The sequence below is a fragment of the Streptosporangium sp. NPDC006930 genome, assembly GCF_040635605.1.
In the GTDB taxonomy this organism is placed as follows: domain Bacteria; phylum Actinomycetota; class Actinomycetes; order Streptosporangiales; family Streptosporangiaceae; genus Streptosporangium.
Genome location: NZ_JBEYID010000005.1, coordinates 289,084 through 306,150, shown reverse-complemented (window position 1 = coordinate 306,150; position 17,067 = coordinate 289,084). Strand labels below are relative to the sequence as shown.

General features: G+C 71.8%; 12 protein-coding genes. 9 read left to right on the top strand and 3 right to left on the bottom strand.

All coding sequences use genetic code 11. The features are described from left to right. Positions 1-98 precede the first annotated feature (98 nt). From ABZ664_RS12060 to ABZ664_RS12050, 3 genes are read right to left on the bottom strand one after another with little or no spacing between them, the layout of a single operon-like run. Positions 99-2,540 carry a DUF3488 and transglutaminase-like domain-containing protein gene (locus ABZ664_RS12060; RefSeq protein ID WP_362507009.1) on the bottom strand — a complete coding sequence of 814 codons (2,442 nt, stop codon included), beginning with the start codon at positions 2,538-2,540 and terminating at the stop codon, positions 99-101. Then, positions 2,537-3,793 (bottom strand): DUF58 domain-containing protein, encoded by a 1,257-nt coding sequence (locus ABZ664_RS12055; RefSeq protein ID WP_362507006.1) that lies wholly within the window; start codon positions 3,791-3,793, stop codon positions 2,537-2,539. The genes ABZ664_RS12060 and ABZ664_RS12055 overlap by 4 nt, the downstream gene beginning before the upstream one ends. Next, positions 3,790-4,767 carry a MoxR family ATPase gene (locus ABZ664_RS12050; RefSeq protein ID WP_362507003.1) on the bottom strand — a complete coding sequence of 326 codons (978 nt, stop codon included), beginning with the start codon at positions 4,765-4,767 and terminating at the stop codon, positions 3,790-3,792. The genes ABZ664_RS12055 and ABZ664_RS12050 overlap by 4 nt, the downstream gene beginning before the upstream one ends. Positions 4,768-5,258: 491 nt before the next feature. Between ABZ664_RS12050 and mraZ the strand changes: the two genes are divergently transcribed. The 9 genes from mraZ to ftsW all read left to right on the top strand — a co-directional run bounded on the left by mraZ (position 5,259) and on the right by ftsW (position 17,061). Then, the gene (gene mraZ / locus ABZ664_RS12045; protein ID WP_362507296.1) at positions 5,259-5,690 is read left to right on the top strand and encodes a division/cell wall cluster transcriptional repressor MraZ; all 432 of its coding nucleotides are present in this window, start codon (positions 5,259-5,261) and stop codon (positions 5,688-5,690) included. Between the two features lie 226 nt (positions 5,691-5,916). Beyond that, positions 5,917-6,909, top strand: coding sequence for a 16S rRNA (cytosine(1402)-N(4))-methyltransferase RsmH (gene rsmH / locus ABZ664_RS12040; protein WP_362507000.1), 993 nt, complete (start codon positions 5,917-5,919; stop codon positions 6,907-6,909). 43 nt (positions 6,910-6,952) lie between these two features. After that, positions 6,953-7,423, top strand: a complete 471-nt coding sequence (locus ABZ664_RS12035) for a hypothetical protein (RefSeq protein ID WP_362506998.1) — start codon at positions 6,953-6,955, stop codon at positions 7,421-7,423. Positions 7,424-8,265: 842 nt separating this feature from the next. Next, complete coding sequence (locus ABZ664_RS12030) at positions 8,266-10,155, top strand: penicillin-binding protein 2 (protein ID WP_362506995.1); 1,890 nt, start codon at positions 8,266-8,268, stop codon at positions 10,153-10,155. A gap of 40 nt (positions 10,156-10,195) precedes the next feature. Then, positions 10,196-11,740 carry a UDP-N-acetylmuramoyl-L-alanyl-D-glutamate--2,6-diaminopimelate ligase gene (locus ABZ664_RS12025; protein ID WP_362506992.1) on the top strand — a complete coding sequence of 515 codons (1,545 nt, stop codon included), beginning with the start codon at positions 10,196-10,198 and terminating at the stop codon, positions 11,738-11,740. A gap of 12 nt (positions 11,741-11,752) precedes the next feature. Continuing rightward, entirely contained in the window at positions 11,753-13,276 is a 1,524-nt protein-coding gene (murF, locus tag ABZ664_RS12020; protein ID WP_362506989.1) for a UDP-N-acetylmuramoyl-tripeptide--D-alanyl-D-alanine ligase, read from the top strand. Further along, the gene (gene mraY, locus ABZ664_RS12015; RefSeq protein WP_350948098.1) at positions 13,273-14,331 is read left to right on the top strand and encodes a phospho-N-acetylmuramoyl-pentapeptide-transferase; all 1,059 of its coding nucleotides are present in this window, start codon (positions 13,273-13,275) and stop codon (positions 14,329-14,331) included. The genes murF and mraY overlap by 4 nt, the downstream gene beginning before the upstream one ends. A gap of 31 nt (positions 14,332-14,362) precedes the next feature. Beyond that, positions 14,363-15,766 carry a UDP-N-acetylmuramoyl-L-alanine--D-glutamate ligase gene (murD, locus tag ABZ664_RS12010; protein ID WP_362506984.1) on the top strand — a complete coding sequence of 468 codons (1,404 nt, stop codon included), beginning with the start codon at positions 14,363-14,365 and terminating at the stop codon, positions 15,764-15,766. Continuing rightward, positions 15,763-17,061: a putative lipid II flippase FtsW gene (gene ftsW, locus ABZ664_RS12005; RefSeq protein ID WP_362506981.1), complete on the top strand. Its 1,299-nt coding sequence runs from the start codon at positions 15,763-15,765 to the stop codon at positions 17,059-17,061. The genes murD and ftsW overlap by 4 nt, the downstream gene beginning before the upstream one ends. The last annotated feature ends 6 nt before the right edge of the window (positions 17,062-17,067 follow it).

The window sequence follows — 17,067 nt, the reverse complement described above, 5'->3', positions numbered from 1 at the left end:
GTGAGCAGGCTCTGCCTGCCCTCCCCGCGTGACTTCGGCCTCGCCGTCCGGCTCTCCGGTGGCCGGGGTGCGACGTCGCACCCCGGCCACCGGAGAGCTCAGGCGCCCTTCCTGGCCGGTCGGCGCAGCCGGATGTTCTCCAGCCGGTCGAAACCGTCCAGCACCCGCCCGCCCATCGCCCGCGCCCGCAGGAGCGTGGAGGGCGGTAGCAGCACCGCCCTGATCCGCCTGCCACGGGTCACGGTGGCCGCCAGCGCTCGCCGCACGCTGCGCATGTCCTCGCGCAGGGTACCGATCTCGCCCGGCGTTCTGGCGTAGAGCATCCGCTCCACCGCCGCGGCGATCCTCGCCAGCGCGGCGGCGGCCTCCGGCTCGAACACGTACTGCTCGGCCAGCCGCCTGGCCAGCGCGCGCGGACTCTCGCTCGCCTGCCGCGACATCCCGTAGTCGCACAGGGCGTCGTCGAGTTCGGCCCACGCGGCCGTCACCGCCGGCTCCCAGCGGATCTCCCTGACCGCGGCGGGCGCGGCGGCGGTGGGATCGGGGACGGCCGAACCCTCGCCCGCGGGACCCCTCGTCGGCCGTGAGTAGGACCTGTCTCGGCGGGCCCGCAGCTGCCAGCGGATCAGCGCGGGGATCAGCGCGACCAGAAGCGCGATCGCGACCCCGATGCCGATCTTCGCGGCCGGCGGCATTCCCTCGTCCACCGGGATCAGCGCGCCACCGGAGTCCCGGTCGAGTTGCTCGCGGCGGCGGTCGTTCGCCGCGCCGGTGGGCGAGTCGGAGTCGTCGGGGGCCGACGACGGTGCCGCGCTCGGCTCGTCGGGGGTGGCCGGCGCCACCTCGGGGCGGGTGTAGGACGGCACCGTCGCGCTGCCCTGACCCGCTCCGCCCGCCGGGGTGGGCTCGAAGCGGAGCCACCCGACGCCCTCGAAGTACAGCTCGGGCCAGGCGTGCGAGTCGTGGGTGCGCACCTGCCACCCCTCGGAGGTGACGCTGCCCCCGGTGTAACCGATGGCGACCCTGGAGGGGATGCCCAGGACGCGTGCCAGCACCGCCATGGACGCGGCGAACTGCTCGCAGTAGCCGGTCCTGTTGCGGATGAGGAAGTCCGTCAACGCCGGGCCGTCGTGCCCCTGGGTGGCCAGACTGTAGGTGAACCCGCCGGTCTTGGTGAAGAACTCCTGCAGCTGGATCGCCTGCTCGTACGGGCCGGCATCCTGCTTGGTCTCCCTGAGGGCGAGCTGCCTGATCTCCTCGGGCAGGTTTTCCGGCAGCGTCAGGTATCGATCCCTGATCGCCGTGGCGGGCGGGGATGCCGCCTTGAGCCTGTCCGCCGTGGCCTCGGGCTCGGCGGTGAGGGCCTGGTAGGTGAGGCCCCCCGCGGTGTTCCGCGTGGAGAAGACCATGAGCGTGTCGCGGTCGGGACGCCAGTCGCCCGCCACCGTGACCTTGGACACCGGGTAGGGCAGGGGGAGGAAGCTCAGTCTCCTGACCTGCGGGCTCACCGTGACGGTGACGGTCGCGGGCGTGACGGGCACGTTCGCGTCCTGACCGGGAGGCGGTGGCATCGGCGCCTCCGAGGTCCGGTCCTCGGGGCGGCCCCTGGGCTCCGACATCGTCCACTGCTCGCCGTCGAAGACGTCGAGCGAGTACATCCTCAGGTAGCGCGGCGTGCTGTCGCTGGCCTGGTAGGTCAGGACGGTGGAGTTCTCCGGCAGCGACAGCTGGCCGCGCAGGTTGACCATGGGGTTCGGGATGCTGATCGAGTTGCCGCCGCCGCCTCTGCCGTTGCCCACACCGAACGCGAACAGCGGGTCGGGCTCAAGAGTGGGCAGCAGCGCGGGCAGCAGGACGGCGAGCGCGATCGCGGTGAAGCCGATGCGCTTGCCGGAGAGCCGCAGCGGCCCGGTGTCGGCGGGGCTCGGCCGGGTGGCGGTGAAGGCCGACGTGCGGCGCACCAGCACCGCGCGGCCCCATTGGCCGACCCGTTCCCGTCCGTCGGCGACGAGGATCCCCAGGTAGCCCAGAGCACCGATGATGAACGCCGGCCAGCTGATCGGCTCGACGATCACCGCGGCCGGGACCGTGAACAGCGCCAGCAGCGGCAGCCCGGTGAGCGCCGCCCTGCGCAGCCGCGCGGCGAGCAGGTCCACCAGGACGGCGATCAGGCCGACACCGCCGCAGGTGAGCAGGACGATGCCGGTGCTGTCGGGCACGGGAGCGGCGAACCGCTGAATGTCGGCGAAGCCCGTCGTCAGCAACTCGTCCAGCCTGGCGAGCGAGTCCCAGGTGGGAAACACCCTCGCCCACGCCTCGTCCCCGGCGAACACCGCCGTGAGATAGAGGAACACCGCGAACACCTGCACGGGCGGCGCCAGCCAGCCGGGCAGCGTGTGGTGGCCGGCCAGCATGCCGACCCCGGTCACGACCAGGATGGCGCCCAGGCTCGACCAGAACCAGGCACCGCCCTGGAAGAGCGGGTAGAGCCCGAGCGCGACCGCTCCCGTGGCCGTGCCCGACGCGATGGAAAGTCTCATGAGCCACTCCTGCCGGCCGCGAATCGTCCGCGTTGCGCGACGTCCTGCCAGACGCTCGCGACGGAGGTACCGGCGGGCAGCCCTACCACGCGCCAGCCCGTTCCTGTGAGCACCGAGCGCACCGCCCGGAACTCCTCGTCCTCGCCCAGTTCGGGATTCTCCCAGCCCTCGACGTCCAGCAGCACGGCCACGCCGGTCATGTTGCCGTGCCTGACCCTGGCCAGCTCCTGGGCCTGGTCGAGGTCCATCTTGCCGAGCACGGCGACGATCAGGCCGTCGCCGCCCCCCTGCCGCAGCGCGCCGACGCCGTACTCCAGTGACCGTGCCGTGCTGGTCCGCACGACGGCCAGGGTGTCCAGCAGCGACAGGCTCAGCCCGCTGTCGGTGAGCTGCTCGGCTCCCTGGTCGGTGACCAGGCGCAGGCCGAGACCCTCGTGGGCGAGGTGTACGCCGATGGAGGCCGCGGCCGAGACCGCCGCCTCGAACGACGAGCGCGGGCCCTCGCCCCGGTGGGCGTAGCGCCGGGTGTCCAGCAGCAGCGCGCCCCTGCTCTGCCACTGCTGCTCCTCGCGCCGCACCATCAGCTCGCCGTGCCTGGCGGTCGAGCGCCAGTGGACGCGACGCAGGTCGTCGCCCTGACGGTACTCGCGTGGCGCGACGTCGTCGTCTCCCGCGGCCGCGACGCTTCTCGTACGGCTGTCGCCCCCGCCCGTCCACTCACCGGACAGGCGTACATGGGGCAACGCCACCACCTGAGGCGTCACCATGAGCGTGTCGGTGATGGTGAACGACCTGGTCAGCTCGACCAGGCCGAAGGGGTCGCTGATCCGGATGGAGAGCGGCCCGATGGTGAAGCGCCCGCGAAGGTCGGAGCGGACCCGGTAGTCGATCTCCCGGATGCCCTGCGCCTCCACCCGGTCCAGCACGAACCTGGGCCGGGCGCCGAGGGCGTAGGGAACGGTGTCCTCGATCATCAGCAGACCGGTCGGCAGCCGGGTGATGTTCTCCAGCCGCAGCGTCACGGTGGCCTCGCTGCCCACCTCGGTCCTGGGCGGGTCCAGGCGCCGGGCGCAGCTCAGCCGGTAACGGGTGCGGGCGACCACCAGGGCCGCGAGCAGCGGCAGCGAGACGATCAGCACGCCGATCCTGAGCAGGTCGTGCTCGCCGAGGATGAAAGCGCACAACAGCGCCGCGACGCCGGACGCGAGGAAGGACCGGCCGCGGGCGGTGAGCGCCTTGAGGCCAGAGGTCACCGGGCCTGGGCCTCGGGCACGGGCACCCGGCGGACCAGGTCGGCGATCACCTGCTCGGGTGGGCGGCGCTGCCCCTGGGCCTCGATGCTGGGCAGCAGCCGGTGCGCGAGCACGGGGGCGCACAAATCCTGAAGGTCGTCGGGGATGACGTAGTCGCGGCCCGCGAGTGCGGCGTGCGCCCGCGCTGCCCTGACCAGCTGCAAGGTCGAGCGGGGGGAGGCGCCCAGCCTCAGGTCGGGGGACTGACGGGTGGCGGTCACCAGGTCGATCGCGTATTTCTTGATCGGCTGGGAGACGTAGACCCCGCGCACCGCCTCGATCAGGGCCTTCACCTCCTCGGTGGTGGCTACCGGCTCCAGCTTGTCCAGCGGGGAGGCCGCGCCGTGCACGTCGAGCATTTCCAGCTCCGCGGAGGGCGCGGGGTAGCCCATCGCGATCCGGGCGGTGAACCGGTCACGCTGTGCCTCGGGAAGGGGATAGGTGCCCTCCATCTCGATCGGGTTCTGTGTCGCGATCACCATGAAGGGGGAGTCCAGGCGGTAGGTCGCGCCGTCGACGGTGACCTGGTGCTCCTCCATGCACTCCAGCAGCGCCGACTGGGTCTTCGGCGAGGCCCGGTTGATCTCGTCACCGACCACGATGTTGGCGAAGACCGGGCCAGGCTTGAACTCGAACTCCCTGGTCTGCTGGTTGTAGGCGCTCACCCCGGTGATGTCGCTCGGTAGCAGGTCGGGGGTGAACTGCACACGGCGCACCGGGCAGTCGATGGACCGCGCCAGCGCCTTGGCGAGCATGGTCTTGCCGACTCCGGGCACGTCCTCGATAAGGAGGTGTCCCTCGGCGAGTAGTACGGTCAAGGTCAGGCGGACGACGTCGCTCTTGCCCTCGATCACCGATTCGATCGACTCGCGAATCCGGTGAGCGGTGACCACAAGATCATCGAGCTGTGGTGAGACGTCATGTGTTACTGCCACCAGGCCTCCATGAGGGTGCGGCGGTTGTGCGCCGAGGGGTTACCGTTGCGGAATCTTTGCGATCCCGTAACTCATTCTGCCTGCCGACACTACGGCGCCATACGTTCCCACGGCGACTTTATGTGGTCATCAGGGCTGATTCCGGGTAAACGGTCATAGCAGGCGATGTGGTCGTCGCGATCACGTGTCCGGGTGCGCCGATTCCGGAACGGTGCGAGGACCCCCGCCTTCCATCATTCTTTGCCGCGATCCGACTTATTTCATGATCCTTAGTCTATTTGGCGGCCTTACTCGACACGCCCGTGGCGTACGAGGGGCCGCTTACCCCCTCCACTCCGCACCACCCCATTTGAACTGGGGAAATGTCGGCGAAACCCGTCGTGAAGAGGCGTGGAATCAGTTGACGGTGGAGAGAAGTGGAGTATGGTGGTGCGCAGTGGAGGGCAGGGCTGCGACGCCTGGCGCTCCGCTGGGCACGGGAGGTGAGGCCGGTGTTCCTCGGCACCCACCACCCACGTCTTGATGACAAGGGACGGCTGTTCCTGCCGGCGAAGTACCGCGAGGAGCTGGCGGAGGGTCTGGTGATCACCAAAGGCCAGGAGCGCTGCCTCTACGTCTTTCCCGTAGAGGAGTTTCAGCGCATAACCGAGGCTCTGCGCACCGCGCCGGTGACCGCCAAGGCGGTCCGCGACTACAGCCGCGTCCTCTTCGCCAGTGCATCCGACGAGGTCGCCGACAAGCAGGGCCGGATCACCGTTCCGCAACCTCTGCGCGAATACGCCAGCCTGCGCCGCGACTGCGTGGTCATCGGAGCCAACACCCGGTTGGAGATCTGGGACGCGGACGCCTGGAGCGCCTATCTGGCCGACCAAGAGCAGGCTTTCGCCGATCTGTCGGAGGAGGTGCTGCCAGGGATTCTGTGATTCCACGGTCGACTCATCGGTAAAACGTCGTTCGGCGAGGTCTCCACCCGCAACCACCTGTCCGTCAGCTGATGCACCTTCCCCGGTGTCAGGTGACGGGTGGACACGCGGGTGCGGATGGGGACCTGGCCGGACGGCCCCGGGGGTGGGGGCCTGTTTTCAAGACACCGGTGAGCGTCCGCCGCGCGTCCACGGGACGAGGCGGGAAAGAGGGGGGTTGCGCTTCATGCGCGCCGAGAACCACAACCATGATCTCCAGACGGCCGGGGGTCACGTCCCCGTCATGCTCGACCGGGTGCTGGAGTTGCTCGCTCCGGCGCTCGCCCGCCCCGCCCCCGTGCTCGTCGACGCCAACCTCGGGCTCGGCGGTCACGCCGAGGCCCTGCTGGCCGCGCATCCCTCGCTCCACCTGATCGGGATCGACCGCGACCCCACCGCCATCGAGCGCTCCACCGCCAGGCTCGCCCCGTACGCCGAGCGGATCACGCTGGTCCGCGCGGTCTCCGACGAGCTTCCCGAGGTGCTGGCCGAGGTGGGCCGTCCCCGCGTCGACGCCGCGCTGTTCGACCTGGGCGTCTCCTCCCCGCAGCTGGACGAGGCCGAGCGCGGTTTCGCCTACTCCTACGACGCGCCGCTGGACATGCGAATGGACCGCGACGAGGAGCTGACGGCAGAGGTCGTGGTCAACACCTACCCGGCCGCCGAGCTGATCCGGATCCTGCGGGATTACGGAGAAGAACGATTCGCCCCGCGTGTCGCGCACTTAATCATCAAGGAAAGGGCCAGAGAGGCCATAACGTCTACCAAGCGGCTTGCGGAGATCGTCAGGACGGCGATCCCGGCCGCTACCCGCAGGACCGGGGGCAACCCCGCCAAAAGGACTTTCCAGGCGTTGCGGATCGAGGTGAACGCGGAGTTGACAGCACTGGAACGCGCGCTCCCGGCCGCGCTCGACGCATTGACGCTGGGCGGGCGCGTCGTCGTGCTCGCGTACCACTCCCTTGAGGACCGGCTGACGAAGCAGGTCATCACCGCGCGGACCAGGGACACCGGCCCTGTCGGCCTCCCCGTCCCGCTGCCGGCTCACCAGCCGCGGTTCGCGCTCCTGACAAGGGGAGCCGAGCTTCCGAGCGAAGAGGAGGTGGCCCGCAACCCGCGGGCGGCCTCCGCCCGGTGTCGGGCGGCAGAGAGGATCCGTGAGGCAGTTGACGAGGAGTGAGACAGACGTCCGACGCGCCGCGCCCAGCCGCGGCGCACGCCCCGTGCGTGTCCCCCGCGCGGTGCCGCAGGGATACGGGACCAAGCCGGCCAGGCCTGCGCCCGCCACCGCTCCGGCCGCGCAGGTCAAGGCCGTGGCTCCAGGGGCTCCAGGGTCCCCCGCGGCCCGCCGCGCCAGGCCGCCGAGGACTCCTTTCCTGCTGCTCGTGGTCGGCCTGCTCTGCGGCGGGCTGATCAGCCTGCTGCTGCTGAACGCCGTGCTCGCCCAGGACTCCTTCAGGGCCAACGGGCTGCGCAAGGAGATCAGTGACCTGCGCATCGCGAAGGAGAGCAAGCAGAGCGCGATCATGCGGCAGGAGATGCCGGAAGCGGTGGCGAGGAACAACGAACTCCAAGGGCTGGGTCCCGACTGGGACACCGCGCGCGTCATCGACCCCGACAAGCCCGCCGTCGGGGGCGCCGACGACGCCGCCAAACCCGCGGGGCAGGAGCGAGTGCCGGGCACGGGCCGGTGAGGGAGACCGGGGGGCCCGGTCCCGGACAGGGCCGCGGGGGCTTCGGGGGAGGACCGGCAGGAGGGGCGGGCCGCCGTTCTCCCGGCGGTCCCGGCCGCGCGGCCAGACCGGGCGGTTCCCCGGACGCTTCCGGTAAGCCGCGCAGGCCCGGTTCCGGTGACGCCGGGCCTTCCGGCGCTCCCGGCGTTCCCGACGGCCCTCGCGAGCCGGCCCCCCCGCGCAGACCTCCGGCCTCGGGTAAGCAGGGGGCAGGCGGTTCGGGTCGCGGGAGTTCCTCCGGGGGTTCCGGCCGTGCGGGCTCCCCTGCCGGTTCCGGCCGTACGGGTTCCTCCGGTGGTTCGGGTCGCGGGGGTTCCTCCGGAGGTTCCGGTCGTGGGGGTTCCTCCGGTGGTTCCGGCAGGGCAGGATCGTCCGGCGGGTCACCGGCACCGGAAGGCTCCGGCAAGTCCGGTAGATCGGCCAAGGGTGGTAGACCGGGCTCCCCGTCGAGGCCGTCGGCCGCCGGCGCCTCCGGCAGGCCGGGAGCCCCGGGCAGGCCCACTCCCACCGGCAGGACCGGTTCCGGCGCACGGCCGCCCGCTCCCGACGGCTCTGGTCGGCAAGGACGGCCGGACGGCAAGGGCGCCCCCGGCATCCGCAGTGTCCCCGGCGTCCCCGGCGTCCCCGGCGTCCCCGGCGCCTCGGGAGCCCCGAGGGCTTCCGGCAGATCCGGCCGCCCCGAGGCGCCGGGCAGGACCTCCACCCCCCGCCCCGGCAGGCCGCCGGGGGCCGAGGTCCCGCGTAGGTCCTCGGGGCCCGAGGCGCCGCGCAGGTCTCCGGGAGCCGAGGCTCCGCGTGGACCGGTGCGGTCCTCACGGGCGGAAGGACCGCCGGACCCGCTGGGCTGGGTGCGGTCCGCGCCGAGGCGCGGGGGCGAGCGGCCAGGGGATCACGAGCACACCCGCACGACCACACGCGGCGGCGGTGGCAGGCCGCCGCGGCCTCCGGCGCGCCCGTCGGCGGTGCTGCGCCTGGGCAACCCCCGCAGGCGCATCGGTATCGGCCTGATGGCGATGACCTTCGTGCTGTCCATCTTCGCGGGGCGGCTCATCCAGCTCCAGGGCCTCGACTCGAAGGTCTACACCGCGGAGGCGGCCAAGCAGCGCGTCCAGGGCGAGAAGCTGCCCGCGAGGCGAGGGTCGATCACCGACGTGAACGGTCACGAGCTCGCGCTCACCCTGGAGGCCCGCGAGATCTTCGTGGACCCCTCCCAGGTCTCCGAGAGCCAGCGCGACCGGGTGGCCACGATCCTGGCCAAGGAGCTGGGCACGCCCAAGGAGTCGATCGCCGCCAAGCTGGCCCAGAGCACCAGTCACTACCAGCAGCTCGCCGCGGCCGTCGACCCGCCGCTCGCCCAGCGGATCATGGCGTACGACCTCAAGGGCGTCGGTAGCAAGCACCGCTACCGGCGCGACTACCCCGGCGGCGACCTGGCGGGCACCCTGCTGGGCTTCGTCGGCACGGACGGCACCGGCCTGGCCGGGCTGGAGAGCACCTACGACAAGCTGCTCGCGGGCCGCGACGGAGAGCAGATCATCGAGACGGGTGCCAGGGGGCAGCGCATCCCGATGACCCGCAGCACCGTCCGGGCGCCCGTCGAGGGCAGGGACGTGCGTCTGACCATCGACCGCGACGTCCAGTGGGCCGCACAGAAGGCGATCGCCGAGCAGGTCAAGGCGACCGGGGCGCGCACCGGCAGCGCCATCGTGATGGACACGCGGACCGGCAGGGTGATCGCCATGGCCAACGCGCCCGAGCTCGACCTGAAGAACTGGATGAACTCTCCCGGCGCCGACCGGGTCAACCGGTCGGTCACGGACGTGTTCGAGCCGGGCAGCACCAACAAGGTCATCACCGCGGCGGCGGCCCTGGAGTCGGGAGCCGTGCGGCCGGAGACCCTGTTCACGGTCGCCGACCAGATCAGGTGCGCCGACCAGGTGCTGAAGGACTCCCACCCGCACCCCACCGAGCGCCTGACCTTCTCGGGCATCGTGGCGACCTCCAGCAACGTGGGCACGATCCTCGCCACCCAGAAGATCGGCGACGAGAAGCTCCACTCGATGCTCCAGCGCTTCGGGTTCGGCGCGAAGCCGGGCTCGGAGTTGCCGGGGGAGGAGGCCGGGCTCCTGCCCGACTGGAAGAGCTGGTCGGGTAGCCAGCGCTGCACGATCGCGTACGGCCAGGGGGTCTCGGTGACGGCGCTCCAGACGGCGAGCGTGTACCAGACCATCGCCAACGGCGGGGTGCGTGTCACCCCGCGGATCGTGGCCGGCACCACCGGGGAGAACGGCGCGTTCACGCCGTCGCCGCCGGGCAAGCAGACCCGGGTGGTCGGCGAGCGTACGGCGCGGGAGATCGCGACCATGCTGGAGGCCGCCGTGAGCGAGGAGGGCACCGGCAACCTCGCCGCGATCGACGGCTACCGGGTGGCGGGCAAGACAGGAACCGCGATGCGCTACGACACCAGATGTCAGGGTTATTGCGGTTATACCGCGACTTTCGTTGGTTTCGCTCCCGCGGACAAGCCCCGCCTCGTCGTCCTGGCGGTCCTTCAGGACCCCAAGGAGGGCCACTACGGTGGGGAGATCGCCGCGCCGGTCTTCAAGAAGGTGATGACGTTCGCGTTGAAGAGCGGGAAGATCCCGCCGACCGGAACCAAGCCGTCTCCGGTGCGGATACGCGCCGGAGAGTGACGAGTGAAGGTACGCTCTCGCCGTGCGTCCCCCGTCGTCAATGCGACCCTCAACCAGTTCACCCCGTCCGCTCTCGGGGCTGGCGAGCCTCATCGGCGCGCCCTCGGGCACGTCGCGAGCCCCGCTTGCCGCGGTGTCCGGGATCACCATCGACTCGCGCCGGGTGTGCCGGGGAGATCTCTACGTCGCGCTGCCGGGGGCCTCGGTCCACGGGGCCGACTTCTCCGCCCAGGCCCTCGCCGCGGGTGCCAGCGCGATCCTGACCGACGAGGCGGGGAGGGAGGCCGCGGTCGCGACCGGCCTCCCGGTCCTCGTCGTGCCCGACCCGCGCGCCCTGCTCGGGCAGGTCTCCGCCTGGGTGTACGGCAATCCCGTGGCGGACGTCATGGTCGTCGGAGTCACCGGCACCAGCGGCAAGTCCACGGTCACCTTCATGCTGGAGGCCGGGCTGCGGGCCGCCGGGCACAGTCCCGGGCTCATCGGGGGGGTGGAGATCCACGCCGGTGAGCTGCGCTTCGCGCCGAAGCTCACCACGCCCGAGGCGAGCGACCTGCAGGGCCTGTTCGCCCTGATGCGCGAGCGGGGCGTCACCGCCGCGGCGATGGAGGTCTCCAGCCACGCGCTGGCGCTCGGCCGGGTCGACGGGGTGTTCTACGACGTGGCGCTGTTCACCAACCTGTCCCAGGACCACCTCGACTTCCACCGTGACCTCGACGACTACTTCGCGACGAAGGCCAGACTGTTCACCCCCGAGATGAGCCGCGTGGGGGTCGTCAACCTCGACGATCCGCACGGACGTGAGCTCGTGGGCATCGCGAAGATCCCGATGACCACCTTCTCCGCCGAGGGCGCCCTGGAGGCCGACTGGCGGGCCACCGGCGTGCGGCTGGGCCCCGAGGGCAGCACCTTCACGGTCGTGGGGCCGGGAGGCGTCGAGGAGGCCGCCTCGGTCGCCCTGCCGGGGCCCTTCAACGTGTCCAACGCCCTGGGCGCGATCGTCGCGCTGGTGGAGGCGGGTGTGCCGCTGCGGGCCGCGGTGGCGGGCGTCGGTACGCTGACGGGAGTTCCCGGCAGGATGGAGCGGGTTCCCGGCGGCGAGGACTTCCAGGCCATCGTCGACTACTCGCACAAGCCCGGCGCGGTCGAGTCGGTCCTGCGCTCGCTGCGCGAGGTCACCGAGGGCGAACTCATCATCGTGCTCGGCTGCGGAGGTGACCGTGACCGTAGTAAACGCCCAATGATGGGAGAAGCCGCCGCAAGGCTGGCAGATGTGGCTATTCTCACCAGCGACAACCCCCGCTCTGAGGATCCCCTGCGGATCCTCGCGGAGATGATGGACGGAGTTCTCGGCGTGCCCCAGGACGGGCGCGCGCATGTGATCATTGAGCCGGACCGCGCCGCGGCCATCGACCTGGCCATCGGCCGGGCGGGTCTCGGTGACGTCGTCGTCGTGGCCGGCAAGGGCCACGAGCAGGGCCAGTACGTCGGCGACCAGGTGCTTCCTTTCGACGACAGGCAGGTCGTGGCCGACGCGATCGTCAGGCGCAGGAACCGCACCGGGCGCCGAAGCACGTATGGAGAGTAGGGAAGACGCATCATGATCCCGTTGCCGCTGGCCAGGATCGCCGAGATCACCTCGGGGGCCCTCGCGGGCATGGCCGACCCACGCGCGGTGGTGCGCGGCCCGGTCGTCACCGACTCCCGCGCCGTCGAACCGGGGTCGCTGTTCGTCGCGATCAAGGGCGAACGGGTCGACGGGCACGACTTCGCAGCCCAGGCCGTCGCGGCCGGGGCGGTCGCCGTGCTGGCCTCCCGGCCGGTCGACGCCCCCGCCGTCATCGTCGGTGACACCGTGGCCGCCATGACGGGCCTGGCCACCGCCGTCTGCGCGGCACTGCCGGCGACCACGGTCATCGGCATCACCGGCTCGGCGGGCAAGACCACCACCAAGGACCTGCTCGCCAGGCTCACCGCGAGGATCGGCCCGACGGTCGCCACGGCCGGCTCGTTCAACAACGAGATCGGCCACCCGCTGACCGTGCTGAAGTCCTGCGAGGACACCCGCTACCTGGTGCTGGAACTCGGCGCGAGGAACGCTGGGCACATCGCCCACCTGGCCCGCGTCGCCCCGCCGAGGATCGGCGTGGTCCTCAACGTCGGCACCGCCCACCTGGGCGTCTTCGGCGGCAAGGAGGAGATCGCGAGGGCGAAGGGCGAGCTGGTCGAGGCGCTGCCCGCCGACGGCGTGGCCGTGCTCAACGCCGACGACCCGCTGGTGGCCTCGATGGCCGGGCGCACCGGTGCCCGCGTCACCTGGTACGGCCGGGGCGAGGACGCGACCGTGCGGGCCGAGAACGTGACCGTCGACGAGCGCGGCCGCGCCTCCTTCACGCTGCGCACCCCCTCGGGTGCCGCCCCGGTCGGCCTGCGCCTGTACGGCGAGCACGCGGTGGAGAACGCGCTCGCCGCCGCGGCGGCCGCCTACGAGCTGGGCCTGCCGGTCGCCACCATCGCCGAGGAGCTGTCCGAGGCCGAGCCTCGCAGCCGCTGGCGGATGGAGGTCACCGACCGCGCGGACGGCGTGACCGTGATCAACGACGCCTACAACGCCAACCCCGACTCCATGCGGGCCGCCTTCGGCACCCTGGACGTGCTCGCGGGCGGCCGCCGTCGCTTCGCGGTCATCGCCGCCCTGCGCGAACTCGGTGACGAGAGCGCCACGCTCAACGAAGGGCTGGGACGCCTGGCAGGGGGCGCGGGCCTGGCGGGCCTGTTCGTCGTCGGCCCCGACGCGGATCCGGTCCTGGCAGGGGCGGAGGCCGCCGTACGGGCCGCGCGGGAGAGCGGCGTCCGCGTCGTCGCGCACGCGGGAGCGACGCCGCACGGGGCGGGGGGACCACCGGGCGACAACTCGCTCTCCCCGCTCTCCGCGTTCGGCGAGACCGCCGAGCCTGATGCCGCCGCTGTCGCCACCCGGATCTCGCACGCCGCCGACGCGGCCCAGGCGGGCGCGGAGCTGGCGGCACTGCTCGCCCCCGGCGACGTCGTACTGATCAAGGGACCGCGCGCCGCGGGCCTCGAACGCGTGGCCGCGGCGCTGCTCGGGGGTGACCGCCGATGAGGGAGATCCTCGTCGCGGCGGCGGTCAGCCTGCTGCTGTCCATGCTGGGCACGCCGCTGGCGATCCGCCTGTTCTCCCGGCGCGGCTACGGGCAGAGCATCCGGGAGGAGGGACCCTCCGGCCACCACGACAAGCGCGGAACCCCCACCATGGGCGGCACCGTGATCGTGATCGCCGCGCTGGTCGGCTTCGCCTGCGCCCACCTGTACAGCTTCACGCCCCCCACGGTCTCCGCCGTCCTCGTGCTGTTCCTGATGACGGGACTGGGCGCGGTCGGCTTCCTCGACGACTTCATCAAGATCTACAAGCAGCGCAGCCTCGGTCTGCGGAGCGGCGCCAAGGCGCTGGGCCAGCTCATCGTGGGCGCGGTCTTCGCGGTCCTGGTGACCCGTTTCCCCAACTCCTACCAGATCACCCCGGCCGAGACGCGCCTGTCGTTCCTGAGGGACTTCGGCCCCTCCATCGGCCTCATCGGCTTCACCATCTGGGTGCTGATCATGATCGTCGGCTTCTCCAACGCGGTGAACCTCACCGACGGTCTCGACGGCCTCGCCAGCGGCGCCACCGGCGTGGTGCTCGCCTCGTACGTGCTGATCGGCAACTGGCAGCTGCGCAACAGCTGCACCAGCCAGCTCGGACCCAACTGCTACTGGGTCCGCGACCCGCTGGATCTGGCGGTGGTCGCCGCCGCGGTGCTCGGCGCGCTGGTCGGGTTCCTGTGGTGGAACGCCCCGCCCGCGAAGATCTTCATGGGTGACACCGGCTCGCTCGCCCTGGGCGGTGTGATCGCCGGTCTGGCCATCACCACCAGGACCCAGCTGCTGCTGATCATCCTCGCCGGGATGTGCGTGCTCATCACCATGTCGGTGATCATCCAGGTCGGCTTCTTCAAGATGACCGGAAAACGGGTCTTCAGGATGGCGCCGCTCCAGCACCACTTCGAGTTGAAGGGCTGGGCCGAGACGACCATCGTGGTCCGCTTCTGGCTGATCGCCGCCCTGTGCTCCGCCGCCGGGCTGGGGATCTTCTACGTGGAATGGATGCCCAGGCTGTGAGCGTACGGACGAGCGTGGCAGGGGAGGGCGCGTGATCTGCGTCGCGGGGCTGGGGGTCTCGGGCACCGCCGTGGCCCGCGCGATGGCCGGGCGCGGCGAGAAGGTGGTCGTCCTGGAGGGCAGGGACGGCGAGCGGGCCAGGGCGGTCGCGGGGGAGCTGACCGCGCTCGGCGTCGAGGTGCGCTTCGGCGAGCCCGTCGAGCCGCCCGAGGGCACCTCCCTCATCGTCACCACCGGCTGGCCGCCGCACCACCCGCTGCTCGCCGCCGCCGCGGCGGCCGGGATCGAGGTGATCGGCGAGGTCGAGCTGGCCTGGCGGCTCCGAGGCGAGGGCGCCGCCCCCTGGCTGGCGCTGACCGGCACCAACGGCAAGACCACCGCGGTGCGCATGCTCACCTCGATGCTTCTCGCCGCGGGCCACCGGGCGCTCGCCGTCGGCAACGTCGGCACCCCGGTGGTGGAGGCCGTCGCCGGTCCCGGCGACGTGCTGGCGGTGGAGCTGTCCAGCTTCCAGCTGCACCGCTCGCCCAGCATCGCCCCGTACGCGGCCGCGGTGCTCAACGTGGCGCCCGACCACCTCGACTGGCACGGTTCCATGGAGGAGTACGCCCGCGTCAAGGGGGAGATCTTCGCCAGGGCCGGGACGGTCGTGTACAACGCCGACGACGAGTGGGCGGCCCGTCTCGCCGCGCCGTACGAGAGCGCGGCCGGGCACGGCGCCACGGCGCGGAGCGTGGGCTTCACCCTCACCACGCCCCGGCCCGGCCAGCTCGGCGTGGTCGAGGACCTGCTGGTGGACCGGGCGTTCGTGGCCGACCCGGCGAGCAGCGCCGAGGAGCTCGCCTCGTTCGCCGACATCCGCCCGTTCGCGCCGCACAACGTGGCGAACGCGCTCGCCGCCGCGGCCCTCGCCAGGGCCTACGGGGTGCCCACCGCCGCCGTCCGCGAGGGGCTGCTCGCCTTCGTTCCCGACCCCCACAGGATCGCGCACGTGGCCAGGGTCGCCGAGGTCGACTACGTGGACGACTCCAAGGCCACCAACCCGCACGCCGCCGCCGCCTCGCTGGCCGCCTACCCGTCGATCGTCTGGGTCGCCGGAGGACAGCTGAAGGGCGCCGACGTCGGCGAGCTGGTACGCCGTGCCGCGCCCAGGCTGCGCGGCGCGGTGCTCCTGGGCGCCGACCGCGAGCGAATTCGCGAGGCTCTGGCGCGACACGCCGGGAATGTTCCGGTGGTGGAGGTGGCGGGGCAAGACACTGGGGTCATGGACCGTGTCGTCACCGAAGCCGCGAGGCTCGCCGCCCCCGGAGACACCGTGCTGCTGGCCCCGGCCGGCGCGTCTCTGGACATGTTCGCCGGTTACCCCGCTCGAGGGGAGGCGTTCGCCCGGGCCGTGCACCGTCTCGCCGAGGGGCACGACGGGGGAGCGGCGTGAGCGCGACCACCCAGGAGGGCGCGCCCGCCCGCCAGGGCGCCCCCGCGCGCCCCGAGGGGTTCCGCGAGCACCTGACCGCCTTCCGTGAGCTGCTCAACCGGCCGCTGACCTCGTACTACCTGATCCTGGGGTGCAGTGGCCTGCTGCTCGTCCTCGGCCTGATGATGGTGCTCTCGGCCTCCAGCATCGAGGCGCTGCAGGAGACGGGCGATCCCTTCTACTGGTTCTTCAAGCAGTCGATCTCGGCCGCGCTCGGCCTCCCGCTGATGTGGATCTGCGCGCAGCTGCCGCCGAGGTTCTTCAGGCTCGCCGGATACCCGCTGATGGCGCTCTCTGTCCTCGGGCTGGTGCTGGTGCTGTTCGTCGGTACCTCCCAGCTCGGCGCCCAGCGCTGGATCGACCTCGGCCCCGTCTACCTGCAGCCGTCCGAGCCCGCCAAGCTCGGGCTGATGCTCTGGGGGGCCGACCTGCTGGCCCGCAAGGCACGCAACGGCATGATCGAGTGGCGCAGCCTGTTCATCCCGCTGATGCCGGGCACCGCCATCCTGGCCGTCCTGGTCATGCTGGGCAGCGACCTCGGCACCACGCTGGTGCTGATGCTCATCTTCCTGTCGCTGCTGTGGGTGGTGGGGGCGCCGCTGAAGCTGTTCGGCGGGATCCTCGGGGTGACGGCGCTCGCGACCATCGTCATGATCAGCACCGAGGGATACCGCTCGGCGCGGATCGCGGGGTGGCTCGACCCGTGGGGCAACGCCCAGGGGGCGGGCTTCCAGGCCGTACAGGGACAGATCGCCATCGGCAGCGGCGGCTGGTTCGGGCTGGGGCTGGGGTCCAGCAGGCAGAAGTGGAGCTGGATCCCGCACGCCGAGAGCGACTTCATCTTCTCCATCCTCGGCGAGGAGCTCGGCCTGATGGGCACGCTCGTCGCGGTGGCCCTGTTCGGGCTGCTGGGCTACGCGGGGCTGCGGGTCGCCACCCGGGTCAAGGACCCGTTCGTCAGGCTCGCCTCCGCCGCCGCGGTCGCCTGGATCGTGGGTCAGGCGCTCGTCAACATCGGCGCGGTCATCGGAGTGCTCCCCATCACCGGCATCCCGTTGCCGCTGGTCTCCTACGGCGGATCGGCCCTGCTGCCCACCCTCGCCGCGCTCGGCATGCTCCTGTCGTTCGCCAAGCAGGAACCGGGCGCCCGCGAGGCGCTGGCGGCCCATGGCCCCGGACCGGTGGCGCGGGGCCTAAGCTGGCTTGGCCTGGGTGGTCCGGCCAGGAAACGACGGCCGGGCCGCGGAAGACGATAAGCGAAA

Excerpts from the sequence above, each read along its gene's own strand:
- murF (WP_362506989.1), top strand. The coding sequence starts at position 11,753 with ATGATCCCGTTGCCGCTGGCCAGGATCGCCGAGATCACCTCGGGGGCC.
- mraY (WP_350948098.1), top strand. The coding sequence starts at position 13,273 with ATGAGGGAGATCCTCGTCGCGGCGGCGGTCAGCCTGCTGCTGTCCATG.
- ABZ664_RS12060 (WP_362507009.1), bottom strand. The coding sequence starts at position 2,540 with ATGAGACTTTCCATCGCGTCGGGCACGGCCACGGGAGCGGTCGCGCTC.
- ABZ664_RS12025 (WP_362506992.1), top strand. The coding sequence starts at position 10,196 with ATGCGACCCTCAACCAGTTCACCCCGTCCGCTCTCGGGGCTGGCGAGC.
- rsmH (WP_362507000.1), top strand. The coding sequence starts at position 5,917 with ATGCGCGCCGAGAACCACAACCATGATCTCCAGACGGCCGGGGGTCAC.